The organism is Centipeda noxia ATCC 43541, from assembly GCF_000160555.1.
Classification (GTDB): domain Bacteria; phylum Bacillota; class Negativicutes; order Selenomonadales; family Selenomonadaceae; genus Centipeda; species Centipeda noxia.
Map to the genome: position 1 here is coordinate 327,233 of NZ_GG749281.1, position 20,575 is coordinate 347,807.

The 20,575-nt window shown below is 60.4% G+C and carries 15 protein-coding genes; 8 read left to right on the forward strand and 7 right to left on the reverse strand.

Translation table 11 applies throughout. From position 1 onward, the window contains the following. Positions 1 to 29: 29 nt before the first annotated feature. Entirely contained in the window at positions 30 to 1,472 is a 1,443-nt protein-coding gene (locus HMPREF7545_RS08490) for an ArnT family glycosyltransferase (RefSeq protein ID WP_050752697.1), read from the reverse strand. Between the two features lie 333 nt (positions 1,473 to 1,805). Between HMPREF7545_RS08490 and secA the strand changes: the two genes are divergently transcribed. From secA to HMPREF7545_RS08535, 8 genes are all read left to right on the forward strand, one after another. After that, complete coding sequence (gene secA, locus HMPREF7545_RS08500) at positions 1,806 to 4,445, forward strand: preprotein translocase subunit SecA (protein ID WP_006695325.1); 2,640 nt, start codon at positions 1,806 to 1,808, stop codon at positions 4,443 to 4,445. 229 nt (positions 4,446 to 4,674) lie between these two features. Continuing rightward, positions 4,675 to 5,781 (forward strand): peptide chain release factor 2, encoded by a 1,107-nt coding sequence (prfB, locus tag HMPREF7545_RS08505; RefSeq protein WP_006695326.1) that lies wholly within the window; start codon positions 4,675 to 4,677, stop codon positions 5,779 to 5,781. A gap of 44 nt (positions 5,782 to 5,825) precedes the next feature. Further along, positions 5,826 to 6,500, forward strand: a complete 675-nt coding sequence (locus HMPREF7545_RS08510; protein WP_006696436.1) for an LmeA family phospholipid-binding protein — start codon at positions 5,826 to 5,828, stop codon at positions 6,498 to 6,500. Positions 6,501 to 6,551: 51 nt separating this feature from the next. After that, positions 6,552 to 8,600, forward strand: a complete 2,049-nt coding sequence (locus tag HMPREF7545_RS08515; RefSeq protein ID WP_006695328.1) for a DUF5693 family protein — start codon at positions 6,552 to 6,554, stop codon at positions 8,598 to 8,600. A gap of 118 nt (positions 8,601 to 8,718) precedes the next feature. After that, entirely contained in the window at positions 8,719 to 9,822 is a 1,104-nt protein-coding gene (gene csaB, locus HMPREF7545_RS08520; protein ID WP_006695329.1) for a polysaccharide pyruvyl transferase CsaB, read from the forward strand. A 47-nt stretch (positions 9,823 to 9,869) separates the two neighbouring features. Continuing rightward, positions 9,870 to 10,463 carry a hypothetical protein gene (locus HMPREF7545_RS08525; RefSeq protein WP_050752699.1) on the forward strand — a complete coding sequence of 198 codons (594 nt, stop codon included), beginning with the start codon at positions 9,870 to 9,872 and terminating at the stop codon, positions 10,461 to 10,463. Beyond that, a complete protein-coding gene (locus HMPREF7545_RS08530; protein ID WP_006695331.1) occupies positions 10,460 to 10,672 on the forward strand; it encodes a hypothetical protein in 213 nt (70 codons plus the stop codon). Before HMPREF7545_RS08525 ends, HMPREF7545_RS08530 begins: the two co-directional genes overlap by 4 nt. A gap of 11 nt (positions 10,673 to 10,683) precedes the next feature. Further along, positions 10,684 to 11,085: a protein-export chaperone SecB gene (locus tag HMPREF7545_RS08535; RefSeq protein WP_006695332.1), complete on the forward strand. Its 402-nt coding sequence runs from the start codon at positions 10,684 to 10,686 to the stop codon at positions 11,083 to 11,085. Positions 11,086 to 11,171: 86 nt separating this feature from the next. On the opposite strand, the gene aepY is transcribed toward HMPREF7545_RS08535, so the two are convergent. Genes aepY through HMPREF7545_RS08565 form a run of 6 tightly spaced genes read right to left on the reverse strand, consistent with a single transcriptional unit; the run spans position 11,172 to position 20,570 of the window. Beyond that, a complete protein-coding gene (gene aepY, locus HMPREF7545_RS08540; protein ID WP_006695333.1) occupies positions 11,172 to 12,287 on the reverse strand; it encodes a phosphonopyruvate decarboxylase in 1,116 nt (371 codons plus the stop codon). A gap of 9 nt (positions 12,288 to 12,296) precedes the next feature. Continuing rightward, positions 12,297 to 14,447 (reverse strand): sulfatase-like hydrolase/transferase, encoded by a 2,151-nt coding sequence (locus tag HMPREF7545_RS08545; RefSeq protein ID WP_006695334.1) that lies wholly within the window; start codon positions 14,445 to 14,447, stop codon positions 12,297 to 12,299. Further along, positions 14,444 to 16,555: an alkaline phosphatase family protein gene (locus tag HMPREF7545_RS08550; protein ID WP_050752701.1), complete on the reverse strand. Its 2,112-nt coding sequence runs from the start codon at positions 16,553 to 16,555 to the stop codon at positions 14,444 to 14,446. Before HMPREF7545_RS08550 ends, HMPREF7545_RS08545 begins: the two co-directional genes overlap by 4 nt. A gap of 60 nt (positions 16,556 to 16,615) precedes the next feature. Then, a complete protein-coding gene (locus tag HMPREF7545_RS08555; RefSeq protein WP_006695336.1) occupies positions 16,616 to 18,733 on the reverse strand; it encodes a sulfatase-like hydrolase/transferase in 2,118 nt (705 codons plus the stop codon). A gap of 29 nt (positions 18,734 to 18,762) precedes the next feature. Continuing rightward, positions 18,763 to 19,860 carry a 2-aminoethylphosphonate aminotransferase gene (locus tag HMPREF7545_RS08560; protein WP_006695337.1) on the reverse strand — a complete coding sequence of 366 codons (1,098 nt, stop codon included), beginning with the start codon at positions 19,858 to 19,860 and terminating at the stop codon, positions 18,763 to 18,765. Next, the gene (locus tag HMPREF7545_RS08565) at positions 19,857 to 20,570 is read right to left on the reverse strand and encodes a class I SAM-dependent methyltransferase (RefSeq protein ID WP_006695338.1); all 714 of its coding nucleotides are present in this window, start codon (positions 20,568 to 20,570) and stop codon (positions 19,857 to 19,859) included. The genes HMPREF7545_RS08560 and HMPREF7545_RS08565 overlap by 4 nt, the downstream gene beginning before the upstream one ends. Between the last annotated feature and the right edge of the window lie 5 nt (positions 20,571 to 20,575).

Sequence of the window (20,575 nt, forward strand, 5' to 3'; positions counted from 1 at the left end):
ATGCTGCATGGTCCGGCGGCATTGTGCTGTTAATTTCCAGAAAATGCGGCGGGCGTATCTTTCGCCCGTCGATAGATGCGTACGTGTTTTTGCTCGGCGAGCACCTGCCACTCATTGCGGTTCAGGAGCTTGCCGAGCTTTTTGTCGTGCCGCGTGTCCCAGAGCAGATAGATGTCCCGATCGTGCGGCAGTTGATCGAACGTGAGAACGGGCATGACGTATTTGCGCTGCCAGTTGATGTCCGTGCCCGTTCGTTTTGCGTACGAAGAGGCGGGGATGAGATCGTAGACCATATGCCCCGTATAGTATACGACGGATGTTTGATATTCGCCGTAGGAGACGATGAGGTCGTCGCTCTTTACATATTGGTTCAGCACGTCCGCCTGCCATTTCCCCGAGAACAGGTCGATCGCGTGATAGCCCGTCTGCCCCGGAACGTGAAGCGCATATGAAATCCTGCCGTTCGCGGCGTCGATCGGCAGGTACAGCAGGATCGTGAGCAGCCCGCAGCATACGACGGCGAGGGACAGCGTCCTGCGCAGCAGCCGCATATGCGATAGGAGGAGGCGCGCCGTGAGGAGCGCGATGGGCATGAGACCCGGCAGCGTATACGTCGCGTATTTTGTCGCTATCAGCTGGAAGAACACGTTGACCGTGAGGGCCCAGATCAGCAGGAAGAGGGTATGCGGGGCGAGCGTTCCGAGCCCTCTGCGCAGCCTTTGGGTGAGCGGAATGATGAGGGCAAAACTCCATGGAAAGAAGCCGATGAGGAAGATGGCAGGGTAGAAATACCAGACGTTCCAAGCGGGGTGTTCGGCGACCGTCGCACGCAGAAGGTTGTGCACACCGAAGAAGCCTACGATGAAATCCATGCCGTGCAGCGCATACATTCCTGCATACCAGATGCCGCTCACGAGTGCAAAGAGAAGAATCCCGAGCGGTTTCATCCGCAGGAGCTCGCCGAGGTCGCGGCGCACGAGGAGGAAGGCAAGAATGACGAGGCCCGGCAGTACGATGCCGACGGGCCCTTTTGTCAGCACGGCGAGTCCGGCGGAAACGTAGGCAAGGTAGTAGAACCTGCGGTTCCGTGTATAGCCGAAGTAGAAGAAAACGAGTGCACCGTTCAGGAAGACGAACAGCGTCGCGTCGGTAATCACGCTCCTTCCGACCAGCCAATAGGCAAAGGAGGTCGCAAGAATGGCCGCGGCGAAGAAGCCGGTGCGCGCGTTATAGATCTGCCGTCCGAAGCCATAGGTGAGAAGGACGCCGATGCTCGCAAAGAGTCCCGGAAAAAAGCGCGCTGCAAAATCCGATGTGCCGAAGAGGGAAAAGGCAGCCATCAGCTCCCAATAGAAGAATGCCGGCTTGTCGTACCAGTAATTGCCGTAGATGCGCGGTGAGAAGTAATCACCGGAGGCAAGCATCTCTTTCGCAGTCAGCGCATAATTTGATTCCACCTGATCCGTGATCACAAGCCCGCTGCTCCCGAGGAAGAAAATCGCGCACAGCAAGCATAAAAGTCCCAGATGTTTTTTTGTTTCAGCCACGCGGAATCATCAATGTCCTTTCTTGTCAGCTTGATTTGTGCAGAGAATATGCGCCCGCCTTTGACATAGTCCTGCAAAGACATCACGTCATGACTCCTAGGTCATTGTGCCTAAGCCTGTACTATAGTCTTTTGCTTTCGTCATGTCAACATTTATTATGCAAAGGCGGGGGCTTTGTGTTATAATGAAACGAATATTGCCTTGAAAAAGCGTTTCCTTTGGGCAATACGCTATCATCATACAGGAGTGTGAAACTACTTGTTCGGTATATCTTCGATATTAAAACGATTCCTCGGCGACAATAATGACAAAGAGATCGCGCGCTATACGGCGATTGTGGAGCAGATCAACGCGCTTGAGCCCGCGATGATGAATCTCACGGACGACAAGCTGACGAGCTATACACGGAAATTTCGCGAGCAGCTTGCAGAGGGCGCGACGATGGAGGAGATCCTGCCCGAGGCATTCGCGGTCGTGCGCGAGGGCTCGCGGCGTGTTCTCGGCATGCGCCATTTCGACGTGCAGCTGATCGGCGGCATCTGCCTCCACGAGGGCCGCATCGCTGAGATGCGTACGGGCGAGGGCAAGACGCTCGTCGCGACGACGGCGGTCTACCTCAATGCGCTCGCGGGACAGGGTGTCCACATGGTTACGGTCAACGACTACCTCGCGCGCCGCGACAGCGAGTGGATGGGCAAGCTCTACCGCTACCTCGGCCTTTCGGTTGGCCTCATCGCGCACAATATGGACTTTCCCGAGCGCAAGGCGGCGTACGCGGCAGACGTGACGTTCGGCACGAACAACGAGTTCGGCTTTGACTACCTGCGCGACAACATGGTACTCTCCGAGGGACAGATGGTGCAGCGCGCTCTGCATTACGCCATTGTCGACGAGGTGGACTCCATCCTCATCGACGAGGCGCGCACGCCGCTCATCATCTCTGGCCCGGGGACGAAGTCCACGGACAACTACCGCGTCATGGCGGAGGCGGTGCGCCATCTGAAAGAGGGCGAGGACTACACGGTCGACGAGAAGCAGAAGACCGTTGCGCCCGCTGACAGCGCCGTTCCCAAAATTGAGAAGATCGTCGGCATCACGAACCTCTATGCGCCTGAGAACATTGAGCTGTCGCACTGCTTTACGGCGGCGCTCCGCGCAAAGGCGCTGATGCACCGCGACCGCGACTATGTCGTGCGCGGCGACGAGATTGTCATCGTCGATGAGTTCACCGGCCGCCTCATGGAGGGCCGCCGCTACTCGGACGGCCTGCATCAGGCGATCGAGGCGAAGGAGGGCGTCAAGATTCAGCGCGAGTCGCAGACGCTCGCGAGCATTACGTTCCAGAACTATTTCCGCATGTACGATAAACTGGCCGGCATGACGGGCACGGCAAAGACGGAGGAGAACGAGTTCCTCAAGATCTACAAGCTGCCGGTCATCGTCATCCCGACGAACAAGCCGGTCATCCGCATCGATGAGCCGGACGTCATCTACAAGACGAAGGCGGCAAAGTACCGCGCCGTCGGCCGCGCGGTCAAGGAGATCCACGAAACGGGGCAGCCGATCCTCATCGGTACGACCTCGATCACGCAGTCCGAGGAGATGTCCGGCGTCCTCAAGAAAAACGGCATTCCGCACGTCGTGCTGAACGCAAAATTTCATGAAAAAGAAGCCGAGATCGTCGCCAACGCCGGACAGAAGGGCGCGGTTACGATCGCGACGAACATGGCGGGCCGCGGTACGGACATCAAGCTCGGCGAGGGCGTCGAGGAGCTCGGCGGCCTCTACATCGTCGGCACGGAGCGGCACGAGTCGCGGCGCATCGACAACCAGCTGCGCGGACGCTCGGGCCGCCAGGGCGACCCCGGCGCGTCGAAGTTCTTCCTCTCGCTCGAGGACGATCTCATGCGCCTCTTTGCCTCCGACCGCATCGCGGGCATCATGGACCGTCTCGGCATGGAGGAGGATGAGCCGATCGAGCACACGATCATCACGCGGTCGATCGAGCATGCGCAGAAGAAGGTCGAGGCGCGCAACTTCGACATCCGCAAGCACGTCCTCGAGTACGACGACGTCATGAACCAGCAGCGCGAGGTCATCTACGGCGAGCGCAAGAAGATCCTGCTCGGTGAGAACCTGCGCGAGAACATCCTCGCAATGGTGAAGCACATCATCAAGGACGAGATGACGCAGTACGCCAACGAAAAGCTCTATCCCGAGGAGTGGCAGCTCGATGCTCTCATCGAGGATGCGGAGAAGGTCTATGCACCGAAGGGGCGGCTCAAGAAGGAAGAACTCGAACAGCTCGCGCGCGACGAGATCCAGGAGGAGCTCGAGAAGGTCGCCGAGGAGGGCTACCGCACGCGCGAGCTCATGTTCGGCGAGGAGAATATGCGCGAGCTGGAGAAGGTCGTCATGCTCCGCGTTGTCGATCAAAAGTGGATGGACCACCTCGACCACATGGACATGCTGCGCGAGGGCATCAACCTGCGCGCATACGGACAGCGCAACCCGCTCGTCGAGTACAAGATCGAGGCGCTCACGATGTTCGAGGAGATGGAGGCGTCCATCATGGACCAGATTGCCTCCCTCATGTACCATGTGAGCATCATGACGCCGCAGCCTGCGGCATCACAGGCGGGTGCAGACAGCGCGGAGGCTCTGCCCGCGCCTGTCGTGGACGAGGGGGCACAGCGCCGCGCCGAGCAGCTGCTCGCACGCGAGCGCTCAAAGCTCGAGGATCACCTCATGAACGCCCGCGCCTCGCACGGCGATGAGTCCGTGCCTGCTGAGGCAAAGGCGGAGAAGGGCGAGGACGGCAAGAAGGTCGGACGCAACGATCCGTGCCCCTGCGGCAGCGGGAAGAAGTATAAGAACTGCCACGGGAAGGATAAATAAAAGAGGAGGCCACTGCCCGCGTGAACGCCTCGTTCTGCAGCCGTTCGCGTGCTTGTATGCTCAAATACCGGCGAATTTCTAAACGCCCTTCGGTTGAACGACGAAATCCGCCGGGGCATACCGCACACTTTTCCCGGTTGCTCCCCCAGGGTTCACTTTTGGGCAGTATACCCCACACCTTGACGCGTGTCAGTCTGATACGGAAATAAATGGAGAATTTAAGGAAACTATGCTGGAAGATCTGAAACCGATACTGAATGATCTGGGCGAAAAGCTCGATCAGATGCGCATCTCTTTGGAGATCCCCGCGAAGGAGGAGAAGATCGCCGAGCTCGAGTACAAGATGGGCGAGCCGTCCTTCTGGGACGATGCGGCGGCGGCGCAGAAGCTGAATCAGGAATTGGCCGACCTCAAGGGCGGAGTTGATACGTACCGTGATCTCGTGGCGAAGTACGAGGACGCCGAGACCCTGTATGAAATGGGCATCGAGGAGAACGATGCCTCGATGGAGGCGGACATCCGCGCGGAGCTGACCCTTATTTCCGAGGGCCTTGAAACGCTCCAGCTCGAGGTTCTGCTCTCGGGCGAGTACGATGCGAACGATGCCATCCTGACGCTCCACGCGGGCGCAGGCGGCACGGAGGCGCAGGACTGGACGCAGATGCTCCTCAGGATGTACGGCCGCTGGGCGGAGCGGCACGGCTTCACGGTCGATACCGCTGACCTGCAGCCGGGCGATGAGGCGGGCGTGAAGTCCGCGACCCTCTTTATCAAGGGGCACAACGCCTATGGATTCCTGAAATCCGAAAAGGGGGTTCACCGCCTCGTGCGCATCTCGCCGTTTGACTCGCAGGCGCGGCGGCACACGTCGTTCTCCGCGTGCGATGTCATGCCGGAGATCGACGATGCCGTCGAGGTTCCCATCAATATGGACGATGTGCGCGTCGACTACTTCCGCGCGAGCGGTGCGGGGGGGCAGCACATCAACAAGACCTCGTCTGCCGTGCGCATGACGCATGAGCCGACGGGCATTGTCGTGCAGTGCCAGAATGAGCGCTCACAGCTCCAGAACAAGGAGCAGTGTCTCAAGATGCTCCGCGCGAAGCTGTTTGAGCTGGAGCAGGAGAAGAAGGAAGAGGAGATCGCGAGGCTCGAGGGCGTGCAGCAGAAGATCGAGTGGGGCAGCCAGATCCGCTCCTATGTGTTCCAGCCGTATACGATGGTGAAGGACGTGCGCACGAACGCCGAGACGGGCAATGTGCAGGCGGTCATGGACGGGGACATCGATCCCTTCATCCGCGCGTACCTCAACGCAAAGGCAAATCACGAAATTTGATATGGATTGGGGAAGCGATTTATCCCCGATCAAAGGAGTTTACCATGTGGAAAGTTTCTGCCGTCATCATCTTCCTCATCGTCGCTGTCATCGGCGGTGTCTTTGCACTCCCGCACGCGGTCACGACGATGATCACGGACAGCCTGCGCGCGCGCACGGGGGCGGAGGATGTGCAGCTGTCAATCATTGACAGTCCGCGCCTCATCTTCGGTGAGATCGGCGCGATCGACGGCGTGATGCGGCAGGGGCGCATCGGCAAGCTCTTTGTGCGTGAGCTGACGGTCTCGGGCACGAATCTCCGCTTCGATATGGGCGCGCTCCTCTCCGAGCGCAATGTTGTCATCACAGAGGCGGAGAGCGTAGAGATGCGCGGCGTCATTGATGCGGACGCGATCCGCGGGCTCATCTCGAACGAGGCGGATAAATTCAGCGATGTCGCAGTGACCGTGCATCCCGACAGCATCCTTGCGACGGCGAAGACGCGTGCATTCGGGCAGACCTTCGAGGTCACGATGGAGGGCGGGTTCTCCATTATGAACGGCGATCTCTACTACAAGGCGAACCGCATTACCGCGCGCGGCATGGGACTCAACGTGCTAAGCCTCGATGGACTCTTCCCCGACGTGCTTGTCGCACGCGCCGATGCGCTGCCGCTTGGGCTGACCTTCGAGACGGTTGAGGCAGAGGACGGCATCGTCGTCCTGACGGCGGGGAAGTGACGTGTCGGTTCGCAAGAGCCGTACGCCGCAGGAAACAAGGAATTATTTGATATGAAGAAATTTCACTATCATCCCATACTGCTTGCCGCAATCCTCATCGGATTCATCGCGAGCCTCGTCATCGGCTTTCAGCGGCATGCCGTCGAGGAGAACTCACGCACGGTGGAGCTCGCCATCGACTATGAGGGGCTCCTCGAGCTCGCTGCCCGGGAGGGTCTCCCTGCAGAGGAAGTCCTTGCGCAGGCAAAAGAGGCGGGCATCACCTCGCTCGCCGTCTATGAGACAACGTTCAAGAAGTTCAATGTCAACGGCAAGGCGGTCGCGCTCACGGGCGCGGATATCCTCGCACGCTATCACAGCGGCATGATGACCAATCCGCTCTGGCGTGCCCTCGTGGAGGAGGGCAGGGTTGTCGGTACGGAGATCTACATCGTGGGGCCGGATCCCGTCGCCTATGCGGAGCTGAAGGACGACCTCATGCGGCGCTTCGGCCCCGCGCGCGTCACCGTACATACGGTCGGCACGGATGAGGTCATCGCGGTCAAAGACTACTACGAGGCATTCGAAAAGCGCGACATCGGCCTGCCGGCAGACGAGATGCGCGCGGTCAACGCGGCGGGATTCGACGTTATCGCACGCCCTTCGAACTATCATGCGGCGACGCCCGACGATGTGCGCGCGGTTTTCGCGCGCCTTGATGGGATCCGCGTCTCAGACGTTGTGTTCTCGGGGGCGGAGACCCTCGGCGCGCCGAAGGCACTCCAGACGACGATTGACGAGATGCGTGCGCGCGGCCTGACCCTCGGCCTTATCGAGGGTGTGACGCAGCTCCAGTTCTATCGCCAGCAGGGCATGGACGAGATTGCAGCGGGCGTCGGCTACGACCACGTCGCGCGTCTCTACTCCATCCCGAAGGACGAGCTGAAAAAGCTCAAGATCGATGCTGCCGTCGAGCGCTGGGTGACAACGGACGAGGAGCGGAACATCCGCATCAATCTCCTGCGCATCTACGAGGAGCCCGCGCCGAACATGTCGCTCCTCGAGACGAATCTGAAGTACTTCTCCGATACGCGCGCGGCGCTTGAGGCGCGCGGCTTTCAGATCGGCCGCGCAGGCTCGTTCGGCTCCTACGAGCCGTCCCGCGTTCTGCGCGCTCTCGTCATCATGGGCGTCGCAGCGGCGGGCGTCCTCTATCTCTCGCTTGTCGTGCCCGCGCTCAACCGGAGGAAACGCGCACTCATGCTCTTTTTCGCCGTTGCGGCACTCATCGCGATGATGCCCATCCTCATCGGTGCGGGGAGCAAAATCCGGCTGGCTGCGGCGCTCGCAAGCGCGAATCTCTTCCCGGCGCTCGCCGTCATCGGCCTCCTCGATCTCCTGCGCGGGCGGCGCTTCCAAAAGGATGCGCCCGCATGGCGCATCATCGTCGCGGGGCTTGTGCTCCTCGGCATTACGAGCGCGCTGTCTCTCATCGGCGCGTCCTATCTCTCGGGTGCACTCACGGATACGCGCTATCTCTTGGAGTTCGACATCTTCCGCGGGATCAAGCTCACGTTTGTCCTGCCGATGATTCTTGTCGCCGCCGCCTTCCTGCAGCGGTTTGACATCTTTGATGGGCAGTTTGACGCCTCGGCGGGCGTGCTTGGGCAGGTGCGGGAGATCCTCGCGACGCCTGTGCGCGTCGGTTCTCTTCTCGGCGGACTCCTCCTTCTCGGGGGGCTCGTCGTGCTCGTCCTGCGCAGCGGACATACGTCCGGGATGCCCGTGCCCGGCATCGAGCTCAAGATGCGCGCGGCGCTCGAGCAGCTCTTCTATGCGCGCCCGCGGACCAAGGAATTCATGATCGGACATCCCGCCTTCCTCCTTGCCGTCTATGCGGCGGCACAGCGCTGGCGGACGTGGATCATCTTTGCGCTTGTGCTCGCAGCGACCATCGGACAGGGGTCGATGGTCGAGACCTTTGCACATATGCGCACGCCGATCGAGATGTCATTCGTACGCGGCATCGGCGGCGTATTCCTCGGGGGGATCATCGGCGCCGTACTCGTCGCGCTCGTTGCAGCATGGAACCGTCTGCTCGAGCGGGTGAAGCGGGCGTAAAGCAGAGCCTCTCCGCTGCCGCGGGGAGGCGGGCCGTTTGCGGCGGAAGCAGCGTCTCGAGCGGTGAAGGAAGACAGCAGCAGGAAGTGGAAAAACGGAACGGAGGGCATTCTACCCGATGAAGCGGATCGTCGTATCGGGGTACTACGGAGCAAAGAATGCGGGCGATGAAGCAATGCTCGCGGCCATGCTGGAGGTACTCGGAGATTTGGACCCGGAACTTCATATCACCGTCATCTCTGCGGATCCGGAGGATACCGAGCGCCGTCACGGCGTGCATGCCGTCGGGGCTCTTGATGCGGGCAAAATCTTCAGCGCCGTGCGCCGTGCCGATCTTCTCATCAGCGGCGGCGGCAGCCTGCTGCAGAATGTTACGAGCCGCCGCAGCCTGTATTACTATATGGCGGTCATCCTCCTCGCGCTTCTCCTTGGCCGGCGCGTCATGCTCTATGCACAGGGCGTCGGCCCTGTTACGGGGAGGTTTGCCTGCCGCTGCATGCGCTGGCTGGGCAACCGCGTCTCGCTCATCACCGTGCGCGACGAGGGCTCGATGGCGGAACTCCGCCGCCTCGGCATCACGCGCCCGCCGATGGAGTGCACAGCGGATCCCGTGCTCGGGATCCGCCCCGTCGGCCGCGAGGCCGGGCGCGCCATCCTCGCGCAGTACGGCGCGGACGGGGCAAAGCCTGTCATCGGCGTATCCGTGCGCGACTGGCAGGGCTGGCAGCACTACAAGGAGATCCTTGCCGAGATCAGCGACGCCATCGTCCGCGAGCTGGATGCGCGCGTCGTCTTTCTCCCCATGCAGTACCCCGAGGATGTACGGACGGCAGAGACTGTCGCTGCATGGACGCATGAAGACTGCACCGTTCTCACCAATGAGTACACAACGAGCGAGCTGCTCTCCCTCGTCGCCAACATGGACCTCATGATCGGGATTCGCCTGCATGCACTCATCTTTGCCGGGGTCATGGGGGTCCCGATGATCGGCATCTCCTACGATCCGAAGGTCGATCGCTTCCTGCGCTCCATCGGCGAGAAGCCCGTCAACGACCTGCAGGACATCACGACGGCGAGCGTCCTCAAGGAGGTGCGCCGCAAATGGGAAGCGCGGCATGAATTCACCGCTGCGAACGCCGACCTCCTCGCGCAGATGCGCATTCTCGCGGCGCGCAACGCCGAGCTCGCGATGGCGCTTGTGCATGGGAAGTTGAATTTGTAAAGATTTCGTGTTAGTATAACGATACTTTATACACAAGGATGATTTCCGTGGAGATGACAGTATTTCATGGAACGTGTTCCGTTCATAGAGCATCCATCGAGCAATATGGTCTTGATCCGAGCAAAACAAAACGGCGTAAGGATCACTGGCTGGGACAGGGACTTTATTTTTTCGATAGTGCTGATCTTGCAATATGGTGGGCAGATACATTAGTTGGAAAGAAATATCCTGGATACTCTTCCCTTATATACCGAGCAAAGATTTTTACTCCAGACAGTAGGGTATTAAATTTCGATGATAACAAACAAGTCGATGCTTTTTATAAGGAAGTTATACAATATGTGCGTGAACGCAAGAATCAAACTGATGGGCGGCAACCTGTCTTCTCGTTAGAAGGGATTGGACGTGCTGCCTTTCTGGACTATTATAAAAAGACACATGATATAGCTGTGGTCATTGCCACTTTTGAAAAAGATTGTGCGAGATATACTGCTCCCCGAAGTCGAGAGGAGCTTGAAATTCAAAGAGATCTTATGCGTATTTTGAAAATAAAATATCATGAAAGGCAAATATGTGTATCAGATCAAGCGGTCATTCGGGATACACGAGTACATTATGATGCAGAGGAGGAAGTGCTGTGAAATTTGACAGAGAACTATTTGACGCAATCTGCGAAGAATATGGAGTTGAATTTAGTGAAGCCTATGATTGCCCCATGCTGGAAGAAGCCGATGGAAGTGTACATCCTCTGGGAGAGGATGATGTGAAGCGAATGTTTTCTTCTCACAAGTATAATATTGATCATGAATGTGTATTTGAAAATAGTGATAGCATGGCCGTTGCCTGTTAGGAGATATTACCATGAAGATGAATATCATGACTGAATACCATAGCCCGCTCATATTGGAGATGCTGGAAATCGTAGAAGGGGTATTCAAAAAAAAAGACAGTGATGCTGACGAAATTGATCTTATAATTCGCCCTCAATACAGCATTGAACAACAGGGCGACGACCTTTACAGCGTTACCCTGTCTCTGACACTTTCGGCTACAAATGAAGAAATCTACATTCATGTCAAGGGTAAAGCCTTGTTTCATACGACATCCGAGCATCAGGCACTGATCCAAAAAAACACGCTTGCGATCATGTTCCCCTATCTGCGCAGCTATATCACTTCTCTGACAGCGCAGCCAGGGGTTACTCCTATTGTTTTGCCTCCCATGAATATTGTTGCGATGCTTGAGGAGCTGGAAAAATCGTAAGATCATTTTTCCTTGATACCGACATAAGATAGTAAAAAAGCGGTACAATTGGTTGAAAATCCAATCGTATCGCTTTTCTTATGCAGTCATCCGCGCAGCGTGCGCATCAGTGCCTCTTTGTTCTCTGCAGGCGTCGTGGTCGGGCGGCCGAGATCGGCGCGGGAGCCGACGGCGGTGCGGATCTCGAGGAAGGTGAGGGCATCGGCTCTCTGCAGCTCTGCGAGGGCGCGTGCGACCTCCTCCTCCGTCTCCGCCGCCTTGACGATATGATAGCCGAGACTCACGGCAACGGCGGGAAAGAGCACCGCCGCCGCTGCGGTCGGCGCGCCGCCGACACTCTCGTGTGCTTCGTTGTTGAGGAGGATGTGCATGAGATTCGACGGCGCGGCCGCACCGATGGTTGCCATTGTGCCCATATGCATCAGCGCAGCGCCGTCGCCGTCGAGCACAAGCACACGCTGCTCCGGACGATGGAGCGCAATGCCGAGCGCAATCGCGCCCGCATGCCCCATCGAGCCGACGGTGAGAAAGTCATGTGCGTGATCCTCGCCGCGCCGCTCGCGCAGCTCAAAGAGCTCGCGCCCCGTCTTGCCCGTGGTGGCGACGATGACGGCGTCTCCTGCCGCATCGAGGATGCGCGCGATCACATCTTCACGGCGCAGGGCATATGCATTCCCGTATTTCCGCTTCGGGTATTCCAATGCCCCTTCGCGGACAAGGAAGGCGCACTGCCCGCCCGCTGCGAGATGAGAGCGCTGCTCCTTTATCCAGGCAGCGGCATCTGCCGGTGCCGTCGCGCGCGTGAGCACCATCGTCTTTATGCCCATCGTCTCGAGCAGCGGCAGACTTAGCCGTCCCTGCACGAGATGCTGCGGCTCATCATGGAGATCCGGCTCGCCGCGCCAGCCGATAACGAAGACGCAAGGGATGCCGTAGACCTCCTCATGCAGGAGCGAGAGCAGAGGGTTCACGATGTTGCCGAGTCCGCTGTTCTGCAGATAGACGAGCGGCGTCTTGCCCGTCGCGAGATGATAGCCCGCCGCAAGCGCCGCGGCGCTGCCCTCGTTCGCGGCGATGATATGCGACGGCCCGCCGCTCCCGTAGGTATCCATGAGATAATCCACGAGCGGGCGCAGCTTCGAGTCCGGCACGCCCGTGAAAAAGTCCGCGCCGAGCGCAGCGATGAGTTCGTTGACGTTCATTCGATCCTCCTATGATTTTTCCCCAAACCACTCCGGGCGCGCCGCACGCATCGCCGGCCAAAACTCGCCGTTGTTTGCCGTCTCCCGCACAAACGCGCGGGCACGCGGGTAAAAGAACGCGCGCAGCTCCGCGCTGTCGATTTCATAGCCTTCCTCGAGCTCGTGGGCGCGCGGGTAGATCGCTGCACGGGCGTCGGCGAAGTCTGCCGTTCCGTCCTCGTCGAGCACCGCGCGCGTCTCGAGGCGCATCGTATACTCGTGCGTGCGCACAGCGAGCTTATACGTCTGCCCCGGGAACATCGACACGCTGCAGACGGCGTCACGCTCCGTTCCGCCGAAGACGGCGGGAAGATTTCCGTCGATATCGGATGCTGCGGGGAATCCTGCGAGAGCGCCAAGCGTTGGATAGATATCCGCAATGCTCGTCAGCTCGGGAATGACCATGCCCTCCGGTATGCCTGCACCGCGCATCATCCACGCCGCGCGCGTTGAGTTTTCTCCAATGACATCAACGACGCCTCCGGTCGGCGTCGTGAATACCGAATTGCCGTGATCGGAATAGAGGCTTACAATATATTCATCGGGGCGGAAGCGCTCCTCAATATAGGTGAGGAGATGCCCGATGCTGCGGTCGGCATGGGCGAGGCTCTGCCAGAACTGCTCCTGATAGATGCGGAGCTTCGGCAGGCGAACGCTCGCGATATGTGCATCGATGTCAAAGAGGCGCTGACGGAGCGGCAGATGTGTTTCCACCGCCGGGTGAAATTTGAAGCCCTTTGCGTTCCACGGGTGAACATCCGTCGTATGCAGGTAGAGGAACTGATCCGTTTCGTCAAACGCCTCGATCTGCATGATGGCGCGGTCTGCCATCTCTGCGGACGACAGTTTCCACGCGCTCACATTCAGGAGATCGTACCCGCGCAGCGCCCCGCAGCAGACACTGTCGCTTGCCCCCATCGGCGCGGCGGCATAGTAGCCGAGATCCGTCATGCACTCGGAAAGCGTTTTGAAATCGAGCGGGATCTCGTGACTGTCGCGTTCGTTGAAGACCTGCGTATGCTGCGGATAGCGCCCCGTCTCGATGACGGGGAGCGCCGGATAGGTGCATTCGGACGTGGAGAAGTGCTGGTCGAAGATCACGCCGCGCGCAAAGAAGCGCGCGATGTTCGGCATACAGTCGGGGAACCGCGTGCGGGCGATGTTCCATGAGAGCCCGTCCACGAGGATATTCAGCACCAGTCTGCACCGCGCAGAGCTGTGTCCGAGGCGGATGGGCGTGCCGACGGCATAGGGGGCGCTGGAGGCGGAATGCAGGCGTGTCGTCTCTGCGAGGCGGAAATGGCTGAATGCCCACTTGCCGAGATAGGCTGCCTGAGGCGGCATCGTATCTGTCTCGATGCGCAGCTCCTGTAAGTCCTCCGTTCCTGCGACGGGGAGAATGATCTCAGCGCCTGCAGGGACAGGGATCTCCACACTGCCGCGCACCTCCTCTGCGCGCTGCAGCTGGAACGGGAAATCGCGCTGCATCTTGTCGACGAAGACCCCCGTGTGCCGCACCTGTTCGATGAGGGCGCTCCGATCCGAGAGGAAGGCGTTCTCCACATAGACCCCGACCCAGTGACGCGCGCTTCCCCGCGGCGGCGTGAGCGGCAGATGTTCCCCGACAAAGGCGTCGAGGACAAAGTCCAGCGAATCACCGTCCCATACGGCGCGGCGCTGCGTCATGGGCGCACCCGTGCCGTGCCATGCGGCGACGGAGAGGCGGCTCAGGCCCTCTCTGCCGCCGCGGCGGGCGAGGGGAAGCGGGATGGGCGTCTCATAGAGTCCGTAGGAATTGCCGCACATCGTGAGCGCATCGACCGGACGATCAAGGCGCTCGTAAATCTCCGCGAGCAGCTTCCACACCTCATAATTTACCGGGCGGCGGCGGTATGCACGCTCCGCGCAAACGGCCGCCCCCGCGGCATCGCCCTGCGCAAGCAAATAGCGCGCGGCAAAGATATCCGCACGCTCGGAATCGGGCGACTCCTCCCGATAGGCGGCGAGCTGCATGAGAAAGTCGTCATCGTAGGCGCCGCGCTCCGCGCACGCAAGAAGAGCGCAGAAGAGCTCACGGGCGCGCGCATTGTTCTGCCAGAATGTGCTGAAATCGTCCTTCATCCTGTTATCTCCTCCGGCAGGGGGAATCTCTCTCCGTTGTTCCCGATGCCCTCCAGGAATGCCCGCACGGGCGGGTAGAAGAAGCGGCGCAGCTCCGCGCTGTCCGCCTCATAGCCCTCCTCGTGCTCGTGCGCGCGCGGATAGATGCCCGTCTTGGTCCGCGCGAGATCGGCGGTGCCGCTGAGCGAGACGGGATCCAGCGTATCGAGGCAGAACGTATAGTCCTTGGCGCGCGCCGCGAGATGATAGTGCTTGTGCGGAAAGAGTGAATTGCTGTATGCGATCGCGCGTCCTGTTCCGCCAAAGAGTTTCGGAAGCACGCCGTCCACATTTTCGGCGACGGGAAAGCCGAGGAGACGGGCGAGCGCGGGGTAGATATCGACGGCACTGGTCAATTCATCGGCGATCAGCCCGTCGGGCACGCCGGCGCCGCGCATCATCCACGCGGCTCCCGTCAGCTGCGTATCCACAATGTAGTGCGTCGGGCTGAAGATCGGCACGCCGTGATCCGAGCAGAGATTCACGAGATAGTCCTCAGGTGCATAGTGCTGCTCAAGATAGGAAAACAGGGCGCCGAGTGCGCGGTCCGTATCGCGCACTGCCTGTCGGAACGCCTTCTGATAGAAGCCACTCGGCCGCAGGTAGGGGCTGGTCACCTTCTCCTTGGAGCCCGAGAGACGTCCCGCCAGCGGCAGCTGCATCTGCGCGGCCGAGGAGATCTGGAAGATCTCGCCGCCCCACGGGTGCACATCGCCGAAATGCAGGAAGATGAAGTGATCCGCCTCCTGGCAGCCGTCCAGACAGCGGATCGTCCGCTCGACGCCTTCGTAGGCGTGGAGGCGGTAGGGCGAGACCAGCAGGCGGTCATAGCCGCGCGTCACACCGTTGTAAATCCCAATGCCGTCGCCCATGAGGCTCGCCGTCGCATAGCCCGCCGCACGCGCCCGCTCGGAAATCGTGATAATCTCCTCACACAGCTCGATCGCGGCCCACTCGCTGAATATGCCCGTGTGCTGCGGGTACATTCCCGTCTCGATCGTCGGGAGCGAGGGATAGGTGTACTCGAGCACGGAGAAATGCTGGTCGAATATTGCGCCGCGCCCAAAGAATCGCGCGGTGTTCGGCATATGCTCGGCGAACGATGTGCGCAGCACCTGCCACGGGAGAGCGTCCACGAGGATATTCAGCACCAGTTTTCTGCGCGCGGAACTGTGCCCGAGGCGAATCGGCGTACCTACGACAAAATCCTCTGCAGAGGAAAGCTGCGTCGTCTCATCCAGACGGAAATAATTCGGCGTTGCGGGATTCAGCCAGATACAGTCGTCCACCGTCTCCGTCTTCGCCGTGAGCACCTGCCCGTCTGCCGTGCCGAAGACCGGCACGATCGCCGCCGCACCCTCCTCGACGGCGATGACAACATCGTTTGCCGGCGGCTGCGCGCGCATGATGTCGAATGTGAAATCCCCGCCGACATTGTCTGCCAGCCCCGGCGCATTTCGGATCGTCTCCATCAGCCAGCGCTTGTTCCCGTGCACCTCCTGCTCCGTGTAGGCCCCGACATAGTAGTGCGGCGTGATGTGCGCCGAGACCGGCAGGAACTCCTCGAAGAATACGGTCGACGATGCCGTCAGGCCCTCCTCCGGCGTGTAGCGCATGCGGCTGAGCGCGTACGGCGCGTAGTTTGCCTTGCCCGTTGCGCGCGAGAGGCGGGCGAGCGTCTCCTCCGTCAGCGCCGCGGGCGGTACGTTCAGGGAGATCGGCACCTTGAAGAAATTCAGCGGATAGCCCTGCATGACAAGCGCATCTGCATAGCGTCCGAGCGCCGCATAGGCACGCGAGAGCACCTGCCACACCGCCGGCTCCACCGGACGGCGGCGAAATGCACGCTCCCCGCAGAGCGCAGCGCCCTCCGCATCGCCGTTGGCGAGGAGATACTGCGCGGCAAAGATGTCTGCGCGCTCGGAGTCCGGCGACGCCTCCCGATAGGCCGCAAGCTGCGCCAGGAAATCATCGTCATAGGCATCGTCCTCCGACCGCCCGAGGAGGTCCTGGAACAGCGCGTAAGCGCGCGCGTCGTTCTGCCAGAATGTGCTGAAATCGTCCGTCATGGAGACCTCCTTTCCGATGTGGTTCCGCTCTGCCTTCTGCCGCAAAAGCAGGAGCGGGGATCAATTCTGCGGCGAAAAATACTCTGCATTGTTTGCAAAACCGCGGACAAAATCGCGCGCCCGCGGCCAGAAGAAGGCGCGCAGCTCCGCGCTGTCCAGTGCGTGATCATGCTCCAGCTCGTGGCCGCGCGGATAGATGCCGACCGCTGCATCCGCAAAGTCCGCCGTACCGTCGCCCAGAACCGGCCCGCGCGTCTCGAGGCGCAGCGCGTACTCGTGCGTGCGCATGGCGAGCTTGTACGTCTGCCCCGGATACATGGAGAAGGAGCACACCGTGTCGCGCCCCCGGCCGCCGAACACCGCCGGCAGACGGCCGTCGATGTCGGGGGAGACGGGGAAGCTGCAGAGATGCCCAAGCGTCGGATAGAGGTCGGCAATGCTTGTCAGCTCCTGTGCCCGCACGCCCTCCGGCACGCCCGCGCCGCGCATCATCCACGCTGCGCACGTCGAGTTCTCGCCGATGACATCGAGCTCCGCCCCCTCCGCACGCGGCGTGAAGACCGAGCTCCCGTGATCGGAGTAAAGACTTACAATATATTCATCGTCGGCGTAGTGATTTTCGATATAGGAGAGAAGCCCGCCGATATTGCGGTCGACCTCGCGCAGACCCGCATGGAACTGTGCCTTGTAGATCTCGAAATCGGGCAGACGGACGCTCGCCGTCGCCTTCTCCCAGGCAAAGAGCCGCTGGCTGAGCGGCAGACGCGTCTCGACCGCGGGCGCAAAGCAAAAGCCCATCGCATCCCACGGATGCACGTCGGAGAGGTGGAGGAACGCGAAGAGATCGGCCTCTCCGAATGCCTCGATATGGCGGATCATGCGGTCGGCGCCGATCAGTGAGGGGAGCTGCCACGTTGCGGTGATGAGCCGGTCATAGCCGCGCATGACGCCGTTGTATACGCCGTCCGGGGAGGTCATGGGCGCCGCCGTATAGTAGCCGAGGTCCTTCATGCACTCCGCGAGCGTCAGGATCTCGGGCGCGAGCTCATGGCTTGCCTCCGCATCGAAGAGCTGCGTGTGATGGGCGTACCGTCCCGTCTCGATCGCGGGCAGCGCAGGGTACGTGTACTCCGATGTGGAGAAATGCTGGTCGAAGATCGTGCCGCGCGCAAAGAAGCGTGCGATGCTCGGCATCCATGCGGCAAAATGCTCGCGTACGACATTCCATGGGAGCGCATCCACGAGGATGTTCAGCACGAGTTTTTTCCGCGCGGGACTGTGGCCGAGGAGGATGGGCGTTCCAACGGCGAACGACGTGCCGTCCTCGCAGGTCAGCGTCGTCGTCTCCGCGAGGCGCAGATGGCTGTACGACCACTTGCCGAGGTAGGCGAGCTGGTCATCATGGGACGGCGTCTGTGCGATCAGCTCCTGCAGGGGCGCCGTGCCGCCGACCGGGAGGATCGCCGTGCGTCCCTCGGGCACGGCAATCTGGACCGTGCCGCTGACCGCGCGCGCCTTTTGCAGGTCAAAGGGGAAATCGCGGCAGACGTTGTCCTGAAACCAGTCCTTCGTCCGCGCGTCCGCAATCATATAGCCGCGGTCCGAGAGAAAGCCCCGATCGGCATAGGCGGCGACCCAGAAACGCTCGCTGCCCGCGGGAACCGTGACCGGCAGATATTCGCCGACAAAGACGTCGGGGCGCAGTGTGAGTGCATGGTTCTCGATTACGGCACGCTTCTTTGCGAGCGGCGCGTCGAGGCAGCCGTTCATCGCGCGCGTGAGCCGCGCAAGCACCGCGTCATTCAGCTCTGTTGGCCAGGCGGGCAGGGGCGCCTGGGCGAAGCGATGCGCATAGGCCTCGAATACCGCAGCCTCCGCTGCATTCCCCAGCTGCCGGTATGCAGCGGCAAGAACGCTCCATGCCGCCGCGCTCTGGGGACGCTTCTCATGTGCGCGCATCCCGCAGACTGCGGCGCCTGCAGGATCGTTCTGCGCAAGCAAATAGCGCGCGGCAAAGATATCCGCGCGCTCGGAATCCGGGGCGGCTTCGCGGTAAGCGGCGAGCTGGACGAGGAAATCATCATCGTATGCTCCGTGCTCGGAGCGGTCGAGGAGATCGTAAAACAGCTTATATGCGTATTCGTCGTTGCGCCAGAATACGGTGAAATCGTCCTGCATTTATCCCTCTCCTGCCGTTCTCCTGTTGGTTATCGAGCCTTTAGTGCCTCTTCGAATACGCGGAAGAAGCCGTGGATATCCGCCGCATCGATCGCGCCGAGGGCGCAGAGGCGGAACGTTGATGCCGTCTGCATCTTGCCCGGGTAGATGGTATAGCCGCGTTCATAGCAGTAGTCGTGCACGCGGAGAAAGTCGAAGTCCGCCGACGGGTACTTCACAGCGACGACGAGCCCCGACTGGATTTCACGCGGGATGGCTTCGCTGAGACCGAGCTGCGCAAGCCCCTCATGGATGGCGTTTGCGACGCGCGTGTGGCGCGCCCATTTCTTCTCCTCTCCCTCGACGAAGTACTCCATCAGTGCGCGCTTTGCCGCGTAGACGGTCTGTACGGGCGGAGTGAAGCGCATCTCGCCCGTCTCCTCAAACCCCTCGTACTGCATGATGAGGTTCGTATAGTACGAGCGTACGGGATAGGCTTTTGCCGCCGTGAGAACCGCTTTTTTTGCGAGGACGAACGAGAGGCCTGTCATGCCTTGGATCCCCTTTTGCGCCGAGGACATGCAGACGTCGATGTTCATCTCGTCCGCGGAGAACGGGATCATCGCATAGGTGGAGATCGTGTCCGCGATCATGACCGCGCCGTGCGCATGGGCGAGGGCGCCGATCTCGCGCACGGGGTTCAGGATGCCCGTGCCCGTCTCCTGATGCGTCGTGTAGACGGCAGCGATGTCGGGATGCTCGTTGAGCGTGCGCTCAACGGCGGCGAGGTCGGGCAGCTCGTCAATGGGGAAGGTCAGATCGATATGCGGCACGGCATAGGCGCGCGCCATCGCCGCAGCACGTGCGGAGTAGGCGCCGTTGTTGACGATGAGGAGTTTTTTGTCCGCAGGCACGAGCGAGCTCACGCAGGCGTCCATGCAGATCGTGCCGGACCCGCAGAAAAGTACGGTCGTCCAGTCTGCTGCATCGGCGTGGACGACCCTGAGGAGATCCGTGCCGAGCTGACGCATGAGATCGCCGAACGCGCGCTCGCGCGGACAGATATCGGGGACGAGCTGCGCCGCCTTGACCATGTCTGTGGTCGTTGCGGGGCCGGGGTTGAGCAGAATGTTTCGCTTGATATTCATGATGACTTCCGATACATAAAGCAGTTGAAGATGAACGGCGTGTTCCAGTATCCCTTGAGCTCCATGGAAGGAAATGCGATGCGCAGTCCATGTGCCGATGCATAGTCGGTAAAGAGGCTGTGTGTGTAGAAGTGCCGCTGCAGACCCTTATACAGCTCGTCGTAGTTGGGAATATTTGCCCGACGGAAGGCAAGGTAGTCTTCGCGTTTTTCAATATCATGCAGCCCCATGATGCCGATGGGGCCGCGGCTCTTTTCCCGCATGAGGTTGAGGACATGGACGGCGTAGTCGTCATTGGGGAAGTAGGGGAATACGCCGCTGGCAAAGATGGCGTCGTATTTCTGATCGACGCTGATGGCGTCCGCCTCGCCGGCGTATAGCTCTACCGGGGATGAGATCACCGTGCGTGCGGTCTCGATAAGTCCCTCGGCGTAGTCCGTTCCGCCGACGGTCATCCCATCACGCTGCATCAGATAGAGGTTTGCACCTGTCCCGCAGCCGACTTCAAAAACGCTGGAATCATTGGTGAGGCGGAGCAGTTCTTTTGTCTGTGCGTATTCGTTGAGGAAGGCATCCAGTGAGATGCCTTCTCCCATCACATCGTAACCGTTGAGGCGCTTGAGCTCGAGGAAAATGTCCTCCCAGTTCCCCGACAGCTTTCCTGTGCCGGGCTTTCTGCGATTCCAAATGGCTCTCCATTTATTGTCCACGGTGA

Excerpts from the sequence above, each read along its gene's own strand:
- HMPREF7545_RS08545 (WP_006695334.1), bottom strand. The coding sequence starts at position 14,447 with ATGAAGGACGATTTCAGCACATTCTGGCAGAACAATGCGCGCGCCCGT.
- HMPREF7545_RS08535 (WP_006695332.1), top strand. The coding sequence starts at position 10,684 with ATGAAGATGAATATCATGACTGAATACCATAGCCCGCTCATATTGGAG.
- HMPREF7545_RS08510 (WP_006696436.1), top strand. The coding sequence starts at position 5,826 with ATGTGGAAAGTTTCTGCCGTCATCATCTTCCTCATCGTCGCTGTCATC.
- aepY (WP_006695333.1), bottom strand. The coding sequence starts at position 12,287 with ATGAACGTCAACGAACTCATCGCTGCGCTCGGCGCGGACTTTTTCACG.
- HMPREF7545_RS08555 (WP_006695336.1), bottom strand. The coding sequence starts at position 18,733 with ATGCAGGACGATTTCACCGTATTCTGGCGCAACGACGAATACGCATAT.
- HMPREF7545_RS08560 (WP_006695337.1), bottom strand. The coding sequence starts at position 19,860 with ATGAATATCAAGCGAAACATTCTGCTCAACCCCGGCCCCGCAACGACC.
- prfB (WP_006695326.1), top strand. The coding sequence starts at position 4,675 with ATGCTGGAAGATCTGAAACCGATACTGAATGATCTGGGCGAAAAGCTC.
- csaB (WP_006695329.1), top strand. The coding sequence starts at position 8,719 with ATGAAGCGGATCGTCGTATCGGGGTACTACGGAGCAAAGAATGCGGGC.
- HMPREF7545_RS08550 (WP_050752701.1), bottom strand. The coding sequence starts at position 16,555 with ATGACGGACGATTTCAGCACATTCTGGCAGAACGACGCGCGCGCTTAC.
- HMPREF7545_RS08515 (WP_006695328.1), top strand. The coding sequence starts at position 6,552 with ATGAAGAAATTTCACTATCATCCCATACTGCTTGCCGCAATCCTCATC.